This window comes from Lysobacter sp. MMG2 (genome assembly GCF_016735495.2).
In the GTDB taxonomy this organism is placed as follows: Bacteria; Pseudomonadota; Gammaproteobacteria; order Xanthomonadales; family Xanthomonadaceae; genus Lysobacter_J.
This window is the reverse complement of sequence record NZ_JAERQY020000001.1, coordinates 1069582-1089547: the sequence shown is the minus strand read 5'-3', so window position 1 is coordinate 1089547 and position 19966 is coordinate 1069582. Positions and strand designations below refer to the sequence as shown.

The window sequence follows — 19966 nt, the reverse complement described above, 5'->3', positions numbered from 1 at the left end:
ACCCTGAGCGCGGGGTGGCGATGGAAGGCTGCGCTAGACTCGCCCGGACGAGGGCACAGCCCTGCCATTCTCCCATGCCGTGGCCCACATCGAGTACGACGAAGACGAAAACGACAACGCCGACGAGCGCGCCCCGCAGTGGCGCCGGAGGCTGGTCATCTGGGTGCTGGCGGCGATCGGCCTGGGGCTGGGTTTCCTGATCCCCTACACGCTGTATCTGAATCACGAAGTCGGCGAGCGCTTCGGCCAGCTGAAGTGGCAGATTCCGACCCGCGTCTACGCACGCCCGCTCGAACTGGCGCCCGGCAAGACCCTGGACGCCGCCACGCTCAAGACCGAACTCGACGCGGCCGCGTATCACGCCGGCGACGGCACCCGGCCCGGTACCTATGCCCGCAACGGCGGACGCTGGCTGGTGTCCAGCCGCGGCTTCAAGGACGTGGACGGCGACGTCCAGGCGCGTCGCATCGAAGTGGTGCTCTCCGGGAGCAAGGTCGCCTCGGTGCGTGATCCGCAGAACAAGCGCGCACTGAAGTCCGCGCGCCTGGACCCGGCACGCATCGCCACGCTCTACGGCCAGAAGAACGAGGAACGCCGCCTGGTGCGCCTGCGCGAAGTGCCGGAGCTGCTGGTCACCGGCCTGCAGGCGGTGGAAGACCGCGACTTCAACAGCCACTACGGCATCGACCTCAGCGGCATGATCCGCGCGGCCTTCAAGACCGCCACCGGCAGCACGCAGGGCGCCAGCACGCTGACCCAGCAGTTGGCGCGCAGCGGCCTGCTGGGCATCGGCCGCGAGCGCACGATCAGCCGCAAGGGCAAGGAAATCCTGTACGCCCTGTTGATCGAGGCCCGTTACGACAAGGGCACGATCCTGGAGGCGTACTTCAACCAGGTGTACCTGGGCCAGCGCGGCGCGCAGGCGATCCACGGCGTCGCCGCCGGCGCGGAGTTCTGGTTCGGCCGCGACCTGGCCGATCTGAGCACCGAACAGATCGCGCTGCTGATCGGCATCGTCCGCGGCCCGTCGTACTACGACCCGCGTCGCAATCCCGAGCGCGCACTGGAACGCCGCAACTTCGTCCTGGGCGAAATGCACGAAACGCAGCTCATCGACGACGCCGAATACCAGCGCGCCCTGAAGGCTCCGCTGGGCGTGACCCAGGATCCCGGCAGCACCGCTGCGAACCGCTTTCCGGCCTACATCGACCTGATCCGCCGCCAGATGGCGCGCGACTATCCGGCCGATGCGCTGGCCGGCGCGGGCCTGAGCGTGATGAGCGGCATGTCGCCTTCAGCGCAGGCCATGGCCGAAGGCGCTGTCGCGCGTACGCTCAAGAGCCTGGACAACAAGCGCCGTCCGCCGCTGCAGACCGGGCTGGTGGTGACCGACGTGCACAACGGCAACGTCGTCGCCGTGGTCGGCAGCCGCAGCGTCGCCGAGCACGGCTTCAACCGCGCGGTCGAAGCGCAGCGTCCGGTCGGCTCGCTGCTCAAGCCGTTCGTGTACCTGCTGGCGCTGGCGCAGCCGGGCAAGTATTCGCTGGCCAGCTGGGTGGACGACTCGCCCGTCACCGTCGCGCTGGGCAAGAACAAGAACTGGAACCCCGGCAATTCCGACGGCCGCAGCCACGGCACGGTGCGCCTGATCGATGCGCTGGCGATGTCCTACAACCAGGCCACGGTGCGCGTGGGCATGCAGGTGGATCCGGAGCGCATCTCTAGCCTGATCCGCACGCTGGCCGGCATCGAATCCACGCCGAACCCCTCGCTGATCCTCGGCGCGGTGGACCAGAGCCCGTATGCGATGGCGCAGCTGTACCAGTTCCTGGCCTCCGGCGGCGAGATCCAGCCGCTGCACGCCGTGCGCGGCGTGCTCGACGCCAACGGGAAAGCGCTCAACCGCTACGACAAGGAACCCGCCCCGGCGCAGGAAGGCGACGCCATCGCCGCGCGCCTGATCACCATCGCGCTGCAGCAGGCGGTGTCCAACGGCACCGGCACGCAGCTCGTGCGCGACGGTCTGGGTCGTCTGTCGCCCGCCGGCAAGACCGGCACGTCGAATGATGGCCGCGACAGCTGGTTCGCCGGCTGGACCGGCGATCACCTCGCCGTGATCTGGGTCGGCAACGACCAGAACAAGGAAACCGGCCTGTACGGCGCCACCGGCGCGATGCGCGTGTGGTCGGCGATCTTCTCGCGCCTGCCCACCGCGCCGCTGGAAGTGGGCAACAAGGGCATCGACTGGCAGTGGACGATCGCCTCCAACACCACCGACGCCGACTGCCCCGGCGCGCGCCGCTTCGCCTTCGTCGCCGGCTTCGCTCCCCCGTACGCCCCGTGCCCCGCGCCGGAGCCCGTGCAGGAGGAAAGCGGCGGCTGGCGCGACTGGTTCGGCATCGGCCGCAAGGAAGAAGAAGCCCCGCGCGAGGACGCCCCGCCGCCAGAGACCCCGTGATGATGTCCCCCCGCATCCCCCGCATCCCCCGCATCGCAATCGCTGCACTGGCCGGCGCCGTCCTGGCCGCATGCAGCACCACGCCGCCGCCCCCGCCGGCGCCGACCATCGACCCCGTCGCCGCGGTGACCGCGATCCGCGCATCCGGCGGCGCGGCCAGCACCGAGCTGGACGTGCAGCCCATCCGCGATCCGCAGGTCGACGACCTGCGCGAGGACGCCGAGCGCTTCGAGAAAGCCGGCCAATACGCGCAGGCCGCGCAGGCGCTCGACCACGCGCTGCAGCTCAACCCGGACGATCCGGCGCTGCTGCAGGAGCGCGCCGAGGCAGCGCTGCTGGAAAAGGACCTCGCCGGCGCAGAACGCTTCGCGCGGCAGGGCATCGAGCGCGGCTCGAAGGTCGGCCCGCTGTGCCGCCGCCACTGGGAAACCATCGCCCAGGTGCGGCAGGCGCGCGCGGTTCCGGTCGAAGTTCCGGGTGACTCGGTCGCCGATGCGCGCCGCGAACGCGACGCCTGCACCGTCGCCGCGCCCGTGCGTTACTGACGATCGACGGGCCGGACGGAAGGCCGGGGCTAGAATAGGCCCCGTATGCGCAGCGACGGCCTGGCCGTCCCGCGAGTTCTCCTGATCGGCGCGTGTCGTGACAGGTGGCGTCCGCATGCGATCCATGCGCGAGATGCGCGACCCCGGGACCACGTCGAGACCTCATGCACGCGCAGGCGCCATCGCCCATCGAATCGACCCGCGACGCCGCGCCGGACGACGCGCGCCCGGTCAGCCGTCTGGCCCAGGCCAGCCGCGAAGCGCTGGCCGAAGGCGGCGAACTCGCGCGCAACATTCCGTCCTTCGCCTCGCGGCCGGCGCAGCAGGACCTTGCCGCGGCCGTGGCCGAGGCCGTCGACCATCGCGGCACGTTGCTGGCCGAAGCCGGCACCGGCACCGGCAAGACGTTCGCCTACCTCGTGCCGGCATTGCTGTCGGGCAAGAAGACCATCGTCTCCACCGGCACGCGCGCGCTGCAGGACCAGCTCTATCACCGCGACCTGCCGCGCGTGCGCGATGCGCTCGGCGTCGGCCTGAAGACCGCGCTGCTGAAGGGTCGCGCCAATTACCTGTGCCACTACCGCATGCGCCAGGCGCAGGGCGAGCCCAAGTTCACTTCGCGCGAGATGGCCGCGCAGTTCCAGCGCATCGTCGCCTGGTCGGGCCGCACGCGCATGGGCGATCTGGCCGAACTCGACGCGCTGCCCGACGACTCGCCGCTGCTGCCGATGGTCACCAGCACGGCGGAGAACTGCCTGGGCAGCGAGTGCCCCTTCTTCAACGACTGCTTCGTCGTGCAGGCGCGCCAGCGCGCGCAGGCGGCGGATCTGGTGGTCGTGAACCACCATCTGCTGCTGGCCGATCTCGCGCTCAAGCAGGAAGGCTTCGGCGAAATCCTGCCCGGTGCGCAGGCCTTCGTCGTCGATGAGGCCCACCAGCTGCCGGAACTGGCTGCGCAGTTCTTCGGCGAAGCGCTGAGCGCGCGTCCGCTGGTCGAACTGGCCCGTGACGCGCTGACCGAATGCCGCCAGGTGCCGTCCGCGCTCGCCGCCGTGCAGGATCCCGCGCGAGGACTCGAACAGAGCGTGCGCGCGCTGCGTGCCGCGATGGACGAACTGCCCGTGCGTGGCACGCGTCGCCGCGCGGCCGAAGAGCCCACGGTCGAGCAGGCCTTCGATGGGCTGGAGGATGCGCTGCGCGCGTTCCATGCGGCGGTGCTGCCGTTCGCGTCGGCCTCGCCGGGCTTCGATGCCTGCGCCGCGCGCGCGGTGGAGTTCGAAGGCCGGTTGAAGCGCTGGCGCGACGATTCCACGCACTCGCAGGACGAGGACGAATTCGCCGAGGATTTCGCCGAGGTCGATTCGCAGGAGGCAAGCGCCGATGACGTCGGCGCCGGCGCGAAGAAGAAGCCCAAGGACGACGGCAGCGTGCTCTGGTACGAGCTGACCGCGCGCGGCTTCCGCCTCAGCCGCACGCCGCTGGACGTCGCCGGCCCGCTGGCGCAGCACCGCGCGCGTTCGCAGGCGGCGTGGATCTTCACCTCGGCCACGCTCGCCGTCGGCGGTCGCTTCGAGCATTTCGCGATCAAGCTCGGCCTGTACCTCAAGGGTGAAGACCCGCCGCACACCCTGCTGGTGCCCAGTCCGTTCGACTGGGAAACGCAGGCGCTGTGCTACATGCCGCGCGGGCTGCCCGATCCGACCGTGCGCAACTACAACGAGAGCATGGTGGAGAAGATCCGGCCCGTGCTCGAAGCTTCGGGCGGCCGTGCCTTCGTGCTGTTCGCCTCGCACCGGGCCCTGCGCGAAGCGGCGGAACTGCTCAAGGACGGTCCGTGGCCGCTGTTCGTGCAGGGCGAGGCGCCGCGTCCGGTGCTGCTGGACCGCTTCCGCGCGTCCGGCAATGGCGTGCTGCTGGGCGCGGCGAGTTTCCGCGAAGGCGTGGACGTCGCCGGCGATGCGCTGAGCGTGGTGGTGATCGACAAACTGCCTTTCGCCGCGCCGGACGACCCGGTGTTCGAAGCGCGCCTGGACGCGATCCGCCGCAACGGCGGCAATCCGTTCCGCGACGAGCAACTGCCGCAGGCGGTGATCGCGCTGAAGCAGGGCGCAGGCCGCCTGATCCGCAACGAAAGCGACCGCGGCGTGCTGGTGCTCTGCGATCCGCGCCTGACCAGCAAGACCTACGGCAGCGTCTTCCTCAACTCGCTGCCGCCGCTGCCCAAGACGCGGCACGTCGAGGACGTGGGGGCGTTCTTCGCGACGGAGACCGCCGCCACGCCGCTAGAATCCACGCCATGAAGCTGCTCGCCCTGGAAACCTCTACCGAAGCCCTGTCGATCGCCTTGTCGATCGACGGCCAGGTGCGCGAGCGGTTCGAGCTCGCGCCGCGCCGGCACGCTGAACTCTCGCTCCCATGGGCAGACGAACTGCTGGCCGATGCCGGCGTGAAGCGCTCCCAGCTCGACGCGATCGCCGTGGGCCGTGGCCCCGGGGCGTTCACCGGCGTGCGGCTGGCGATCGCGCTGGCGCAGGGCATCGCGCTGGCGCTGGACCGCCCTGTGGTGCCAGTGTCCACGCTCGCCGCGCTTGCGATGCGGGCCGATGCGGACGGCGACGGCGCACCGCGCCGCGTGCTCACCGCGATCGATGCGCGCATGGGCGAGGTGTACTCGGCCGCGTTCCAGCTGCGCGATGGCGATGCGTTTGCGTTGAGCGATGAGCGCGTCGGCGCGCCCGACAGCGTCGTGGTGCCCGGCGACGAGAGCGGATGGTTCGGTGTCGGTACCGGTCTCGGTGCGGCCGAGAATGCGCTTTCGCAGCGTCTTTCCAGTCGTTTTGCATCGATCGATGCAACGCAATTGCCGCATGCGGCGGATATCGCACGCCTCGCCGTAAAGGCCTATGCGCGCGGTGAAGCGGTGCCGGCCGAACGCATCGAGCCTGCGTATCTGCGCAATAACGTCGCGTTGACGTTGCGCGAGCAGCAGGCGCTGCGGGAAGCGAAACGGTAGTTGAGGGCGTCGGGCGACTGGCTCGTGCGAGTCTTCGCCCATTAGCCACCGCTCCGTTACCCGTCATCCCAGCTTTCGCTGGGATGACGTAATCGCGAAGTTGCCGGTGCGAGCTCGATGACACCGGGCCTGCGCCGCGAGCGCGCCGCGCTCAATCGTCGACCAGCTCACCGCCCGGCAGGAAGTTCCACGTCCGCGTGACATGCAGGATGTCCGGGTTTTCCTCGGTGCGTGGCAACGGCGGATAAGGCTCGGCGAGCTTGGCGATGCGAAGCGCCGAGGCATCGAGCAGGGAAATGCCGCTGCTGCGCACGATGTCGGCGCGCTCGACCGATCCGTCGCGGCGGATCGCCACGCTGATCACCACCTGTCCTGCAAGCCGGCGGCGACGCGCTTCATCGGGATAGTTGAGGTTGCCCACGCGCTCGACGCGGTCCACCCATTCGCGCAGGTAGCCGGCCCACACGTATTCCTGCGTGCTGGCCGAGACGAACTTGCGCGATGGACGCTTGGCGTAGCGCTCCGAGCGCATGTGGATCTCGGCCGCCAGTCGCGCCATCTGCATGTCGCGCTCGATCTTTTCTTCGCCGCGCGGCAGCGGACGCTCGCTGGGCGAGGGCGTGCTGCGCGGCGTAGGCGTGGCGGTGTCGCCGCGCGTGCTGGCGACCACGCGCGCCTGCGGCGCCGGCTGTGGCGCGGGCGATTGCGCGCGCAGCGTGCGCGGCGCGATGCCGGTGGCGGCCTGCGGCAGGGGACCGGACTGCGCCTCGCGCGGGCGCGTGCTCTTGTCGTGCTCGCCGCCGCCCTGGTTGTTGGCCTGGGCGAGGAAATCCGCCTGTTTCGGCGTCAGCGCGCTGGTGGTCTGGGTGAGGATCACGTCCAGCGTCGGCATCACCGGCGCCGCCTTTTCCAGCGTCCAGCCCACGCCCAGCAGCACGATGCCGTGCACGATCAGCGACAGGACGAAGGTGGCGCTGACGCGGCCGTTGCCCGCGTCGTCGTGGCGCGCGACGACTGCGCTCATGCGGTGCGTGCCGCCGGTTGCGTGGCCACGCGCGACTCGATCGCATCGAACAGCACCGACGCGATGTTGATGCCGAACTGCGCATCGAGTTCGCGGATGCAGGTCGGACTGGTGACGTTGACTTCGGTGAGGTAGTCGCCGATCACGTCCAGGCCGACGAACACCATGCCGCGACGCTTCATTTCCGGGCCCACCTGCGCTGCGATCCAGCGATCGCGATCGCTCAGCGGACGGCCTTCGCCGCGACCACCGGCGGCGAGATTGCCGCGGAATTCGTCGCCCTGCGGAATGCGCGCCAGGCAGTAGTCGATCGGCTCGCCGTCGACCAGCAGGATGCGCTTGTCGCCTTCGCTGATCTGCGGCAGATAACGCTGCGCCATCGCCAGGCTGTGGCCGCCCTGCGTCAGCGTTTCCAGTATCACGTTGAGGTTCGCTTCGCCTGCGCGCGCGCGGAAGATCGAGCGACCGCCCATGCCGTCCAGCGGCTTGAGCACCGCCTCGCCGTGCTCGCCGACGAAGGCCTTCAGCGCGGCCGCGTCGCGACTCACCAGCGTCGGCGGGCAGCACTGCGGGAACAGCAGCGCGGCGAGCTTCTCGTTGTAGTCGCGCAGTCCCTGTGGATCGTTGACGACAAGCGCGCCGGCCTGTTGCGCCAGGCCCAGCACCTGCGTGTCGTGGATGTACTCGCTGTCGACCGGCGGGTCCTTGCGCATCAGCACGACCTGGCCCGGGCCGAAGTGCAGCGTGGCGAACTCGCCCAGCTCGAACCACCCGCTCTTGTCGTCGCGCACGCGCAGCGGGGCGACGATTGCCTCGGCCCGGCCGTCGCGCACGGACAGCCCGCCGGGGCGCACGTAATGCAGCCGATGGCCGCGGCGCTGCGCCTCCAGGAGCATGGCGAAGGTCGAGTCCTTGGCGATCTTGATCGACCCGATGGGGTCCATCACGACGACGATGTCGAGCGGCATGGCGGTGGCTGGGGGAAGGGTGGTCGCGATGGTAACAGGCCCTTCCGCGCACGCCGGGCGCCATCGGCGGAAAGCTGCGGTCCGTCCCCTTATCGCCTCCGCTGCCCTGGCGCGGCCGGGCGGAGCGGCCGGCGCGGGCCGGCCCGGGCCGGCCCGGAGACTTGGAACCGGCGTCCCGGCTTGGGGCCCCGGCGCTCGGAAATGTCATGCCTTTCCGGTATATGCAATGCGCGTGCCCAGCATCGTCGCGTGACCGCCAGGCGGTCCTTCGAGAACGATCCGGAAGCGGAGCCGGCCAGGCCGTCCCCGCGGCGCATTCAGCTTGCCCCTCGAAACCGCTGCTTGACAGCATTCGCGAGGCTTGGAATAAAGACGGCTGGCGAAGTGCCTGCACACGGCGGCATTCGCATGGGGGAATTCGAAAATGCTAGACGAGGTCCGCAACGGCAGCCTCGGCGGTTTGAAGGTCATGGTGATCGATGATTCCAAGACCATCCGCCGAACCGCCGAGACGTTGCTCAAGCGCGAGGGCTGCGAGGTGGTTACCGCCACCGACGGCTTCGAGGCGCTGGCGAAGATCGCCGATCAACAGCCGCAGATCATCTTCGTGGACATCATGATGCCGCGGCTGGATGGCTATCAAACCTGCGCGCTGATCAAGAACAATCATCTGTTCAAGGGCACGCCGGTCATCATGCTGTCCTCCAAGGACGGCCTGTTCGACAAGGCGCGCGGACGTATCGTCGGCTCCGAGCAGTACCTCACCAAACCATTCACACGCGAAGAACTGCTCGACGCGATCCGCACGCACGTAAACGCCTGACCGGGGGGTAGGGCACCAATGGCACGTATTCTTCTGATCGAGGACTCGCCGACCGACACGGCCGTCCTGACCCAGCTCCTCGAGCGCAATGGCCACCAGGTGCTGGCCTCCGGCAACGCCGAGGATGGCATCGAGACCTGCAAGCGCGAGAAGCCCGACCTGGTGATGATGGACGTCGTGCTGCCCGGCATGAACGGCTTCCAGGCCACGCGCGCGCTGTCCCGCGACGCCGACACCAGCACCATCCCGGTGCTGATCGTCAGCACCAAGGGCATGGACACCGACAAGGCCTGGGGCATGCGCCAGGGCGCGCGCGACTACATCGTCAAGCCGCCGCGCGAGGACGAGCTGATCGCCCGCATCAACGCCCTGCTGGGCGCCTGAGTCCGGAGTCCCGATGTTGCAGTCGCCCTTCGACGTGCTGGTGGACTACGAGCGCCGCAGCCTGGCGCACGTGGTCGGCCTGCCCGAGCAGCTGGACGCTCCGGGCCTGTGGCGCGGCGTGGGTTACCGCATCGGTGCCCGCCGTCTCGCCTCCGGTTTCGGCGAGGTCCTGGAAATCCTGCCGCTGCCGCAGGTCACCCATGTCCCGGGCGCGCAGCCCTGGCTGCTGGGCCTGGCCAACGTGCGCGGCAACCTCCTTCCGATCGTGGACCTCAAGCAGTTTCTGGAAGGCGAGCGCACGGTCGTGCACGAAAGCCAGCGCATCCTCCTCGTCCGCCAGCCCGGCGGCGACGTGGCCGTGCTGATCGACGAGCTCTACGGCCAGCGCAGCTTCCACGAGCAACACCGCATCGAACTTGAGCCCGAAGCCGAAGGCGACGACGCGATCGTCGCGCTGACGCAGGGCCGTTACGCGCACTTCGTCGAACGCGGTTACCGCCTCGACGCGCACACGTGGGGCATCTTCAGCTTGGACAAGCTGGCCCGCACGCCCGAATTCCGTCAGGCGGCATCCGAAATGCCGCATCGCATCAGCAACGTTTCCGAGGTTCAACCATGAGCACTGTGATGGATAGCGCTGCCGGCAAGGGCCGCAATCTTGGCGTCAATACCTGGCTGGTCGTGCTGGGCGTATCGGTGCTCATCTTCGGTCTGAATACCGGCTACGCGACGTGGAAGGCCGCGCGCCTGGGCGGCGCGAGCTCCTCGGCCTCGGACCTGCAGGTGAACTCGCAGAAGCTGGCCGTGCAGGGCCAGGAAGCGGTGAGCGGTGACGCCGCCGCGTTCGCCGCGTTCAAGGAAACCCGCTCGGCGATCGTGCAGGACGTGGAGCAGCTCAACGCCAACTTCGGCGACACCGCCGGCGTCTCCGGCCCGATCCGCACCGTGACCGAAACCTGGGGCCCGCTCGGCAAGAGCGCCGACCAGGTGGTCGCCAGCGAAAAGGCCGTGCTGGCCCTGGCCGGCAACGCCGACAGCTTCGCCAGCCGCGTGCCGCAGCTGCAGGCGCGCCTGGACGAACTGGTCCGCGCGATGTCGGCTTCCGGCTCGCCGTCCTCGCAGGTCTACATCGCCCTGCGCCAGGTGGTGCTGTCGGGCAAGATGGCCGAGCGCATCACGCAGATCCGCGCTGGCGGCAGCGGTGCAGCCCTCGCCGGTGAAGCGCTGGGTCGCGACGCCGCGGTGTTCGGCAACGTGCTGACCGGCCTGCGCAAGGGCGACGCCGCGTTCGGCGTGACCCCGCTGGGCAACTCCAACGCGATCGCCGCGCTCGGCCAGGCCGAGACGCTGTGGCTGGAAATGAAGAAGGACCTGGACGCGATCCTGTCGTCCTCGCAGAACCTGTTCGCCGCGCAGGCCGCGGCCGAGTCGATCACCGGCGGCTCCAACAAGCTGCTGACCGACAGCCAGGGCCTGTTCCGCGCCTTCACCTCGTTCGGTTCGGTGCGCAGCACCAATCCGATCGGCCACATCCTGGTGTCCATCGTCTCGGGCTTGATCGCGCTGTTCGCGATCGTCTTCCTGGTCGTCTCGCTGAACAGCCAGCAGAAGAAGCGCTACCTGACCACGAAGGAACTCAACGACCGGAACCAGGAGGCGATCATGCGCCTGCTGGACGAAATGGGTTCGCTCGCAGAAGGCGACCTGACCGTGAAGGCGACCGTGACCGAGGACATGACCGGCGCGATCGCGGACTCGATTAACTTCGCCGTCGAACAGCTGCGCAGCCTGGTGCAGACCATTACCGACACCTCGGTGCAGGTCGCCGCCAGCGCGCAGGAAACGCAGGCCACCGCCATGCACCTGGCCGAAGCCGCAGAGCACCAGGCGCAGGAGATCAACTCCGCTTCCAGCCGTATCAGTGAAATCGCGGCCTCGATCAACCAGGTGTCGCGCAACTCGGCCGAATCGGCGGACGTGGCGCAGCGCTCGGTGCAGATCGCGACCAAGGGCGCGGGCGTGGTGCGCCAGACGATCGCGGGCATGGACAGCATTCGCGACCAGATCCAGGAAACCTCGAAGCGAATCAAGCGACTGGGTGAGTCGTCGCAGGAAATCGGCTCGATCGTGGAACTGATCAACGACATCTCGGAACAGACGAACATCCTGGCGCTGAACGCGGCAATTCAGGCGGCTTCGGCCGGTGAAGCGGGCCGCGGCTTCGCGGTCGTGGCGGACGAAGTGCAGCGACTCGCAGAACGCGCGTCCAACGCGACCAAGCGAATCGAAACGCTGGTCCAGACGATTCAGTCCGACACCAACGAAGCGGTGTCCTCGATGGAACAGACGACCTCCGAAGTGGTCGCCGGTGCGCGACTGGCCGAGGACGCGGGTACCGCGCTGGGCGAGATCGAAAAGGTGTCGTCGGACCTGTCGAACCTCATTCAGGGCATCTCGAGCGCGGCGCAGCAGCAGTCCAGCGCGGCATCGAACATCACCGCGACGATGAACACCATCCAGTCGATTACCGCGCAGACCTCGCAGGGTGCGAACCAGACGGCGGCCTCGATTGGAAACCTGGCGCAACTGGCCGCCGACCTGCGTCGCTCGGTCGCCGACTTCAAGCTGCCGGCCTGACGGGCGGATCGGAACAAGGTCGGGTCACGATGAACAGCTTCAGCCCCGGATGGCGCCCCAGGTCGCGCCACCTTGCATCCATGCGAGGTGAGCGATGACCGTGATGCGCGAGGCGATCGACACCACCACGCTCGGCTGGATCAAGCCGGAGCTGGATGAAACCCTGCGCCTGGCCCAGCAGGAGATCGAGGCGTACGCCGAGAATCCCGCCGACAGCGGCCGCATGCGCCAGTGCGCCGAGCAACTGCACCAGGTGCACGGCACGCTGCGCATGGTCGAGTTGTATGCCCCGGCGATGGTCGCCGAGGAAATGGAGCGCCTGGCGCTCGCGCTGCAGCAGGGCAAGGTCGCCGATCGCGACGAAGCCTGCGCGGCGCTGATGCGCGGCGTGGTCCTGCTGCCCGACTACCTGGAACGCCTGCAGGGCGGCCATCGCGATATTCCGATCGTGCTGCTGCCGCTGCTCAACGAACTACGCGCCACGCGCGGCGAGGCGGGCCTCAACGAAAGCGTGCTGTTCGCGCCGGACCTCGACCGTCCGCTGCCGGCCAACCTGCCCAGCGCGCTGCCGAGCAACGCGCCGGTGCGCGGTGCTTCGTCGTCGCACCTCACCGCCTTGCGCGATGCGCTGGCAACCTGGCCGGAAGAGGGCAACCCGGCGCAGCCGGAGAAGCTCGCCGCGGCCATCGACGGCCTGCTTGGCGAAGTCATCCTGGAACCCGTGCGCCGCATGCTGTGGGTCGCGTCCTCCGTGGCCGGTGCGCTGCGCGACGGCGCGCTGCCGCCCACGCGCGCGCTGCGCCAGGCCTTCGGCGGCGTCGAGCGCGAAGCGCGCCTGATGCTGGCCGACGACGGTTTCGGCGCTCATCGCTCCGAACCGGCCGCCGAACCGACCCGCCAGCTGCTCTATCACGTCGCCCACAGCGACGGCCGCCATCCGGCGCTGGACGACCTGCGCCACACCTTCGAACTCGCCGCGCACCTGCCGAGCGAATCCGAACTCGAACACGCTCGCGGCTCGCTTTCCGGCCGCAACCGCGCGCTGCTGGACACCGTCGCCGCGGCGATCAAGGAAGACCTGCTGCGCGTCAAGGACGCGCTCGACCTGCACCTGCGCACCGGCCAGACCGACGTCGCCGAGCTCAAGCCGCAGGTGGAAGCGCTCGGCCGCGTCAGCGACACGCTCGGCATGATGGGCCTGGGCGTCGCCCGTACCGTCGTGATGCAGCAGCGCGATGCGATGCACGAGATCGTCTCCGGCAAGCGTCCGGCCGACGAGGGCGCGCTGCTCGACGTCGCCGGTGCACTGCTTTACGTCGACGCCTCGCTGGACGACCAGGTCTCGCGCCTTGGCCTGCCCGACAGCGGCGCCGAAGACGATCTGCTCGCCGGCGAAGCACGCAAGGTGCTCGACGTGCTCGTGCGCGAAGCCATCGCCAACTTCGGCGATGCGCGCCAGGCGTTCGTGGCCTTCGTGGAAACCAACTGGGATCACGCCGAACTGGCCGAAGTCCCACGCGTGCTGGACGAAGTCGCCGGTGCGCTGCGCATGCTGGAACTGCCGCAGCCGGCCGATTACCTCGCAGGCGTGAAGCGCTACACCGAGGTCGAGCTGATCGGCCGCAAGCGCGTGCCCAACGGCCAGCAACTGGACACGCTGGCCGACGCGCTCGCCAGCCTGGAGTACTACCTCGAAGCGCTGCGCGAGCAGCGCCCGAACCGCAACCACATCCTGGACATCACGCGCCAGAGTCTGGAAGCGCTGCGTTACTGGCCGCTGCCGGAGTTCGACATCGCCGCCACGATGGCGCCGACCTCGCCGATCAGCCGCGAGGAACTGGCGCGCGTGCCGGAGTTCGAGCTGACCGACGAGATCACGCTTGGCACGCCGGTCGCGCCCGCGTTCGACGCCAGCGCGCTCTCCTCGGCGACGCTCGCGGCCGAAGTTCCGGTCGCGCAGGTGCCGACCGCCGCACCGACGCCCGCGCCGGCGCCGGTCGCCAGCACGCCGCAGCAGGTCACCGCCGGCGGCTTCGAGCATAGCGACGACATCGACGACGAGATCCGCGAGGTCTTCCTCGAGGAGCTCGACGAAGAAATCCGTCACCTGGGCGACCTGCTCCCGGAATGGCACGCCCTGCCGGAAGACAGCGAGCGCCTGCGTCCGATCCGCCGCGTGTTCCACACGCTCAAGGGTTCCGGCCGCCTGGTCGGCGCCAAGACGCTGGGCGAGTTCAGCTGGCGCATCGAGAACCTGCTCAACCGCGTACTCGACGGCACCCGTCCGGCCAGCCCGGCGGTGATCGGCCTGGTCGGCCACGCTTACGCCGCACTGCCGCAGCTGCACGCCGCGCTGCGCAATGAAGGCGCCATCACCGCCGACCTGGCGGCGATGGAAGCCCATGCCGAGCGCCTGGCCGAAGGCGACGAAACGATCTTCACGCCGGCCGCGCCGAAGCTCGCAGCGGCCGTGGAGCCGGTGGTCGAGGCGATCGAGCCGGTCATCGAGCCGGTCATCGCGCCGGAGGCCGAAGAGATCATCCTGGAAGCCGTCAGCTTCGACGGCCTGGACAGCGGCGCGATCGAAGTCGAGGAAATCAACTTCGACGACGTCCCGGTCCTCGACGCCGAGCCGGTGCTGGAACCCGAACCCGGCGTGCCGGCCTCGGTGGATTCGGTGCTGCTGGAAATCCTCGACGCCGAGGTCAGCGGTCACCTGGTCACGATCGAGCAGTGGCTGGCCGCCTCGCAGGTGCAGCCGCGCCCGGCCGACGATGGCCTGCAGCGCTCGTTCCACACGCTCAACGGCGCCTTCGCCATGACCGAGGTGCCGGTGATCACCGACATCACCGGTCCGACCGAGGTGTACGTCAAGCGCCTACTGGCCCTGGGCCAGCCGGCCAGCACCGACGGCGTGGCCGCGATGGGCGAGGTTGCCGAGGCGATCCGCCGCACGCTGGCGACGTTGAAGTCCCCGTCGCCGCGCATCCCCGCCTTCGAAGGCCTCGCCGAGCGCATGCGTGCGCTGCGCGACAGCCTGCCGGATGCACGCCAGCCGATGCCGGCCGATCCGATCGAGGTCGAAGCGACGCTTTCGGCGATCGACCTGAGCGAGTTCACCGATCTGGCTGCCGATGTCGGCCCGGATTACCTCGCCGACCCGGCCGCGCAGGCCGAGCGCATCGAGGCCGAACTGGCCGAAGCGCGCCGCATCGAAGCCGAACGCGAAGCGATCGAGCGTGCCAACTCGGGGCGCGTGGAAATCGAGCGCCTGGAAGCCGAACGTTTCGCGCTGGAGGAACAGCAGCGCGAAGCCGAGCGCCTGGCCCTGCTCAAGCGCGAGGAAGAAGCGCGCCAGGAAGCCGAGCGCCTGGAAGCGGAGCGCATGGCTGCCGAAGCGGCCGAAGCCGAGCGACTTGCTGCGGAGCAGGCCGAAGCCGAACGCCTCGCCGCCGAGCAGGCCGAAGCCGAACGCCTCGCCGCCGAGCACGCCGAAGCCGAACGCATCGCCGCCGAGCAGGCCGAAGCCGAACGCCTGGCTGCCGAAGCCGCGCAGCGTGCGCAAGCCGAAGCGCAGGCCGAGGCCGAAGCGCAGCGCGTGGCCGCGCAAGCCGCCGCCGCGCTGGCCGAACAGCAGCGCATCGAAGCCGAGCTGCTCGAAGCCGAGCGCATCGCCACCGAGCGCCTGGAAGCCGAACGCCTGGAAGCCGCACGCATCGCGGACGAAGAGGCCGAATACGCGCGCCTGGAAGCCGAATACGCCGAAGCCGACCGCGCCGCGCGCGAACAGCAGACGGCGCTCGAAGCCACGGCCGTCGGCCATGCCTTCATCGACGCGCCCGCCATCGGCGACGTCCGTGACGGGCTGCCGGAGGTCGAGGAATTCGCGCAGGACGCTTCGGCCGAAGCGCCGGCCGCGGACGAGCCCGTCGCCGCGCCGGTCACGCCCGAAGCGCAGGAGCCGGCCGTGGCCGCGCTCATCGCGCACGCGCTGGCCAGCAACGACGATCCGGACGAAGCGCTGGACCTGAGCGAACTCGATCCGGAGCTGGTCGACATCTTCGTCGAGGAAGCCAGCGACCTGCTCGACCACTCCGACGGCCTGCTCGCGCAGCTGCGCGAAGCACCGACCGAGCGCGAGACGCTGGTGGGCATGCAGCGCGACCTGCACACCATCAAGGGTGGCGCGCGCATGGCCGGCATCATGGCCGTGGGCGAACTCGGCCACGCGATGGAATCGCTGCTGGAAGCGGTGGTGGAAAACCGCTGCGAACTCGGCCGCGATGGCGTGCCGCTGCTGGAGCGCGGTTTCGACCGCCTGCACGCGATGGTCACCCGCGTCGGCGAACGCCGCGCGATCGCCATGCCGGAAGCGCTCATCGCAGAATTCGACGCGCGAGCCCGCGGCGAGACCACGCTCGGCCACCTGGCCGCGGCGGTCGCCGCTGCGCCGGCAAAGCCGGCACCGACGCCGGCTCCGACGCCGGCACCCAAGCCCGTCGTCGCCGAGCCGGTGCACACGGATGCCGACGAGTCGCACGCCGACCTCAAGCCGCTGTCGGCCCCGATCAGCGACCAGCCGGTCGGCGACGAAGACGACATCGGCGTGCGTGCGCCGCAGGAACAGGTGCGAATCCGCGCCGACCTGCTCGACCGCCTCGTCAACTACGCCGGTGAAGTCGCGATCTATCGCGCCCGCCTGGAACAGCAGCTGGGCGCCTTCCGTGGCGCGATCGCGGAAATGGCCGCGACCAACACGCGTATGCGCGACCAGCTGCGCCGCCTGGAAATCGAAACCGAAGCGCAGATCGTCGCGCGCTACCAGCGCGAAGGCGACGACGGCGAGCAGGCATTCGATCCGCTGGAACTCGACCAGTTCTCCACGCTGCAGCAGCTCTCGCGCGCGCTGGCCGAATCGGCCGCCGACCAGACCAGCCTGCAGACCACGCTCGACGACCTGACGCGCCAGTACGAAACGCTGCTGCTGCAACAGTCGCGCGTGAGCTCGGAGCTGCAGGAAGGCCTCATGCGCACGCGCATGGTGCCGTTCGACGGCCTGCTGCCGCGCCTGCGCCGCGTCGTGCGCCAGGCCTCGGGCGAACTGGGCAAGCATGTCGCGCTCAAGCTCGACGGCACCCAGGGCGAACTCGATCGCAACGTGCTGGAGCGCATGACCGCGCCGCTGGAGCACATGCTCCGCAACGCCGTCGCGCACGGTCTGGAAACGCCGGACAAGCGCAAGAAGGCCGGCAAGTCCGACGAAGGCACGATCCGCATCGCGGTGCGCCGCGAAGGTTCGGAAGTGGTGCTGGAAGTCGGCGACGACGGCGCCGGCCTGAACCGCGAGGCGATCCTCAAGCGCGGCATCGAGCGTGGCCTGGTGCCCGAAGGCGCCACGCTGTCCGACGCCGCCATCGACGCGCTGATCCTGGAGCCGGGCTTCTCCACCGCCGAATCGGTCAGCCGCCTGGCCGGCCGCGGCGTCGGCATGGACGTGGTCGCCAGCGAAGTCCGCCAGCTGGGCGGCACGCTCGACATCCGCTCCGTACCCGGCAAGGGCGTCACCTTCACGCTGCGCCTGCCGCAGACGCTGGCGGTCACGCAGGCCGTGTTCGTGCGCATCGGCGAGACCACCTTCGCCGTGCCGATCGCCTCGGTGCGCGGCGTGGGCCGCATCGCCCGCGACCGCCTGGACATGGTCGACGCGACCTACCGCTACGGCGGCGAGGACTACGCGGTGCACGACCTGGGCGCGCTGGTCGGCCATGGCACTGCCAAGGCCGAAGGCCACCTGCAGATGCCGCTGCTGCTGATCCGCTCGGGCGACCTGCGCGCCGCGGTGTGCGTCGACCAGGTGGTCGGCAATCGCGAAATCGTGGTGAAGCCGGTCGGCCCGCAGGTCGCATCGGTGCCGGGCATCTTCGGCGCCACCATCATGGGTGACGGCCGCGTCGTGGTGATCCTGGACGTCGCGCCGCTGGTGCGCCGCCAGCAGCTGCTGCCGCGCGACTTCGTGGCCGTGCCGGAAGCGCCGGTGGAAACGCGCCGCGTGCCGCTGGTCATGGTGGTCGACGACTCGGTCACGATGCGCAAGGTCACCGGCCGCGTGCTGGAGCGCCACAACTTCGAGGTCATGACCGCGAAGGACGGCATCGACGCGCTGGAACGCATGGCCGAACGCGTGCCGGACCTGATGCTGCTCGACATCGAAATGCCGCGCATGGACGGTTACGAGCTGGCCACCGCGATGAAGGGCGACTCGCGCCTGCGTGGCGTGCCGATCGTGATGATCACGTCGCGTACCGGCGACAAGCACCGCCAGCGCGCGTTCGAGATCGGCGTGGAACGCTACCTCGGCAAGCCGTACCAGGAGCCGGAACTGGTCCGCAACGTGTACGAGCTGCTCGGCATCAATGCAGGGGCCACGCGGAATGAGTGAGTCTTCGCGTCGCGCGGTCCTTCTGGCGCGACCGGGCGCTGCCTGCGAACGCTTGCGCTCGGCGCTGGCCGACGCAGGCGCCAACGTGGTGCTGGAAGCCGACCCGACCACGCTGCAGCTCGACACGCTCGGGCAGGTCTCGCCGCAGGTGGTGGTGGTCGCGCTGGATCCGGTCACCGAGGACGTGATCGAGCGTTTCGATCCCGTGCTCGCCGACCCGTCGGTGGAAGTGATCTACGAAGAAGCCGCGCTGGCCGCGACCCGCGAGGGTTGGGACCTGGCGCGCTGGGTGCGCCACCTCGCAGCCAAGCTGCACGGCCACGGCGACGTGCTGCCGCCGGGCCACGAACCCGAAGGCATGGAGCCGCCGGAACCGCCGGTGGCCGTCGCGCCGCAGGTGGTCGAAGTCGCGCCGCCGGCCGTCGAAGTCGCCGCGCCCGCGGAACCGCCGCGCGTGGTGGACGTGTCCGCCGCGCCGCCGCAGATCGCCACGCAGGCCGTGGAGACGATCGAAATCGCGTCGCTGATTGTCGAGCCGGTGGTCGTGCCGGTGGCCGCCACGCCTGTGGCGGCAGTGGAAGTCGCGACGCCGGCCGTCGAGGCCGCCGCCGCGCCTGTGACCCAGTACACGCACGAGAGCCGCCACAACCCGTTCGATCCAGTCGCCGCCGAAGCCAGCTTCGACGTTGCCGAAGCGATCGAACTGCCGCCGTCGCTGGCGGCGGTCGAACTCAGCTTCGCCGCCGACGCGCCGACGATGTCGGTGGACGAGGCCGAACTGGTGATCGAACCGTTCGAGTCCAGTTTCGATTTCGAAATCGCCGACGCGGCGCCGACTCCGGTGGTGCTGGAGACGTCGATTCCCGAAGTCGTCGAGATGACGATGGATGCGCCGGCCGCCGAAGCGTTGGCGACCGTCACCGCCGACGCGCCGGTGCTGATGTTCGACGCCAGCCGCGAGGGCACGCTGTCCGCCGCGCCGCGCGCCGAAGTCGCCGCGCCGGCCGCGCCGGACTGGTCCTTCGCCGACGACACGCCTGCCGCTCATGCGACGCGCGAGGCGGACCCGAACCACAAGTTCCAGCGCGACCTGGGCGACATCGAGCGCCGCATCTCCGCGCTGGAGCTCGTCGAGGAGCGTCCGGTTTCGCAGTTCGGTGGTGCCGTGCTGGTGCTGGCCGGCATCGGCGGGCCGGATGCCGTGCGCCAGTTGCTCGGCGGGCTGCCGGCGGAATTCCCGCGCCCGGTGCTGGTCCAGCAGCGCCTGGACGGTGGCCGCTACGACCGTCTGGTCGCGCAGATGCAGCGCGCCACGCCGTTGCAGGTGCGCCTGGCCGAGCCGGGCCTGTTCGCGATGGCCGGCACGATCTACATCCTGCCGGCGGAAATCTCCATCACCGTGAGCGAGTCGGGCATGCGTTTCGTCGAGGGCGACGGTGACGTGCTGGCCGTGCTGCCGACCGCCGATTCGGCGGTGCTGATGCTCAGCGGCGCCGATGCGGCGCAGGTCGATGGTGCAATGAACCTGTCGTGGGCAGGCGGTCTGGTCGCCGGTCAGGCGCCGGACGGTTGCTACGATGCCGCCGCGGCCTCGGCGCTGATCGCACGCGGCGCGCAGTCCGGCCAGCCGGCCGAACTGGCGGCGCGACTGGCCGAACGTTGGCGGTAAGCCGCG

The 19966-nt window shown here is 69.7% G+C and carries 12 protein-coding genes; 10 read left to right on the top strand and 2 right to left on the bottom strand.

Annotated elements, in window-relative coordinates:
* Positions 1 to 79 precede the first annotated feature (79 nt).
* The 4 genes from mrcB (at position 80) to tsaB (ending at position 6016) form a co-directional block, all read left to right on the top strand.
* Positions 80 to 2458, top strand: coding sequence for a penicillin-binding protein 1B (mrcB, locus tag JI752_RS04905; protein WP_216960002.1), 2379 nt, complete (start codon positions 80 to 82; stop codon positions 2456 to 2458).
* A gap of 2 nt (positions 2459 to 2460) precedes the next feature.
* Positions 2461 to 3003: a tetratricopeptide repeat protein gene (locus JI752_RS04900; RefSeq protein WP_216960000.1), complete on the top strand. Its 543-nt coding sequence runs from the start codon at positions 2461 to 2463 to the stop codon at positions 3001 to 3003.
* A 164-nt stretch (positions 3004 to 3167) separates the two neighbouring features.
* A complete protein-coding gene (locus JI752_RS04895) occupies positions 3168 to 5303 on the top strand; it encodes an ATP-dependent DNA helicase (RefSeq protein ID WP_216959998.1) in 2136 nt (711 codons plus the stop codon).
* Positions 5300 to 6016: a tRNA (adenosine(37)-N6)-threonylcarbamoyltransferase complex dimerization subunit type 1 TsaB gene (gene tsaB, locus JI752_RS04890; protein WP_216959996.1), complete on the top strand. Its 717-nt coding sequence runs from the start codon at positions 5300 to 5302 to the stop codon at positions 6014 to 6016. Before JI752_RS04895 ends, tsaB begins: the two co-directional genes overlap by 4 nt.
* Positions 6017 to 6167: 151 nt before the next feature.
* Here tsaB and JI752_RS04885 read toward each other — a convergent pair whose 3' ends face one another.
* Positions 6168 to 7040: an energy transducer TonB gene (locus JI752_RS04885; protein ID WP_216959994.1), complete on the bottom strand. Its 873-nt coding sequence runs from the start codon at positions 7038 to 7040 to the stop codon at positions 6168 to 6170.
* Positions 7037 to 8008 (bottom strand): glutathione synthase, encoded by a 972-nt coding sequence (gene gshB, locus JI752_RS04880; protein WP_216959992.1) that lies wholly within the window; start codon positions 8006 to 8008, stop codon positions 7037 to 7039. The genes JI752_RS04885 and gshB overlap by 4 nt, the downstream gene beginning before the upstream one ends.
* Before the next feature lie 424 nt (positions 8009 to 8432).
* Between gshB and pilG the strand changes: the two genes are divergently transcribed.
* The 6 genes from pilG (at position 8433) to JI752_RS04850 (ending at position 19960) form a co-directional block, all read left to right on the top strand.
* A complete protein-coding gene (gene pilG, locus JI752_RS04875; protein WP_115843698.1) occupies positions 8433 to 8831 on the top strand; it encodes a twitching motility response regulator PilG in 399 nt (132 codons plus the stop codon).
* 18 nt (positions 8832 to 8849) lie between these two features.
* The gene (locus tag JI752_RS04870; protein ID WP_115843696.1) at positions 8850 to 9215 is read left to right on the top strand and encodes a response regulator; all 366 of its coding nucleotides are present in this window, start codon (positions 8850 to 8852) and stop codon (positions 9213 to 9215) included.
* A 16-nt stretch (positions 9216 to 9231) separates the two neighbouring features.
* On the top strand, positions 9232 to 9834 hold the full coding sequence (locus JI752_RS04865; protein WP_216961802.1) for a chemotaxis protein CheW: 603 nt from the start codon (positions 9232 to 9234) through the stop codon (positions 9832 to 9834).
* Complete coding sequence (locus tag JI752_RS04860) at positions 9831 to 11852, top strand: methyl-accepting chemotaxis protein (protein ID WP_216959989.1); 2022 nt, start codon at positions 9831 to 9833, stop codon at positions 11850 to 11852. Before JI752_RS04865 ends, JI752_RS04860 begins: the two co-directional genes overlap by 4 nt.
* A 94-nt stretch (positions 11853 to 11946) precedes the next feature.
* Positions 11947 to 18291 carry an Hpt domain-containing protein gene (locus JI752_RS04855; protein ID WP_254200188.1) on the top strand — a complete coding sequence of 2115 codons (6345 nt, stop codon included), beginning with the start codon at positions 11947 to 11949 and terminating at the stop codon, positions 18289 to 18291.
* Positions 18284 to 19960, top strand: coding sequence for a chemotaxis protein CheB (locus JI752_RS04850; protein ID WP_216959986.1), 1677 nt, complete (start codon positions 18284 to 18286; stop codon positions 19958 to 19960). The genes JI752_RS04855 and JI752_RS04850 overlap by 8 nt, the downstream gene beginning before the upstream one ends.
* Positions 19961 to 19966 lie beyond the last annotated feature (6 nt).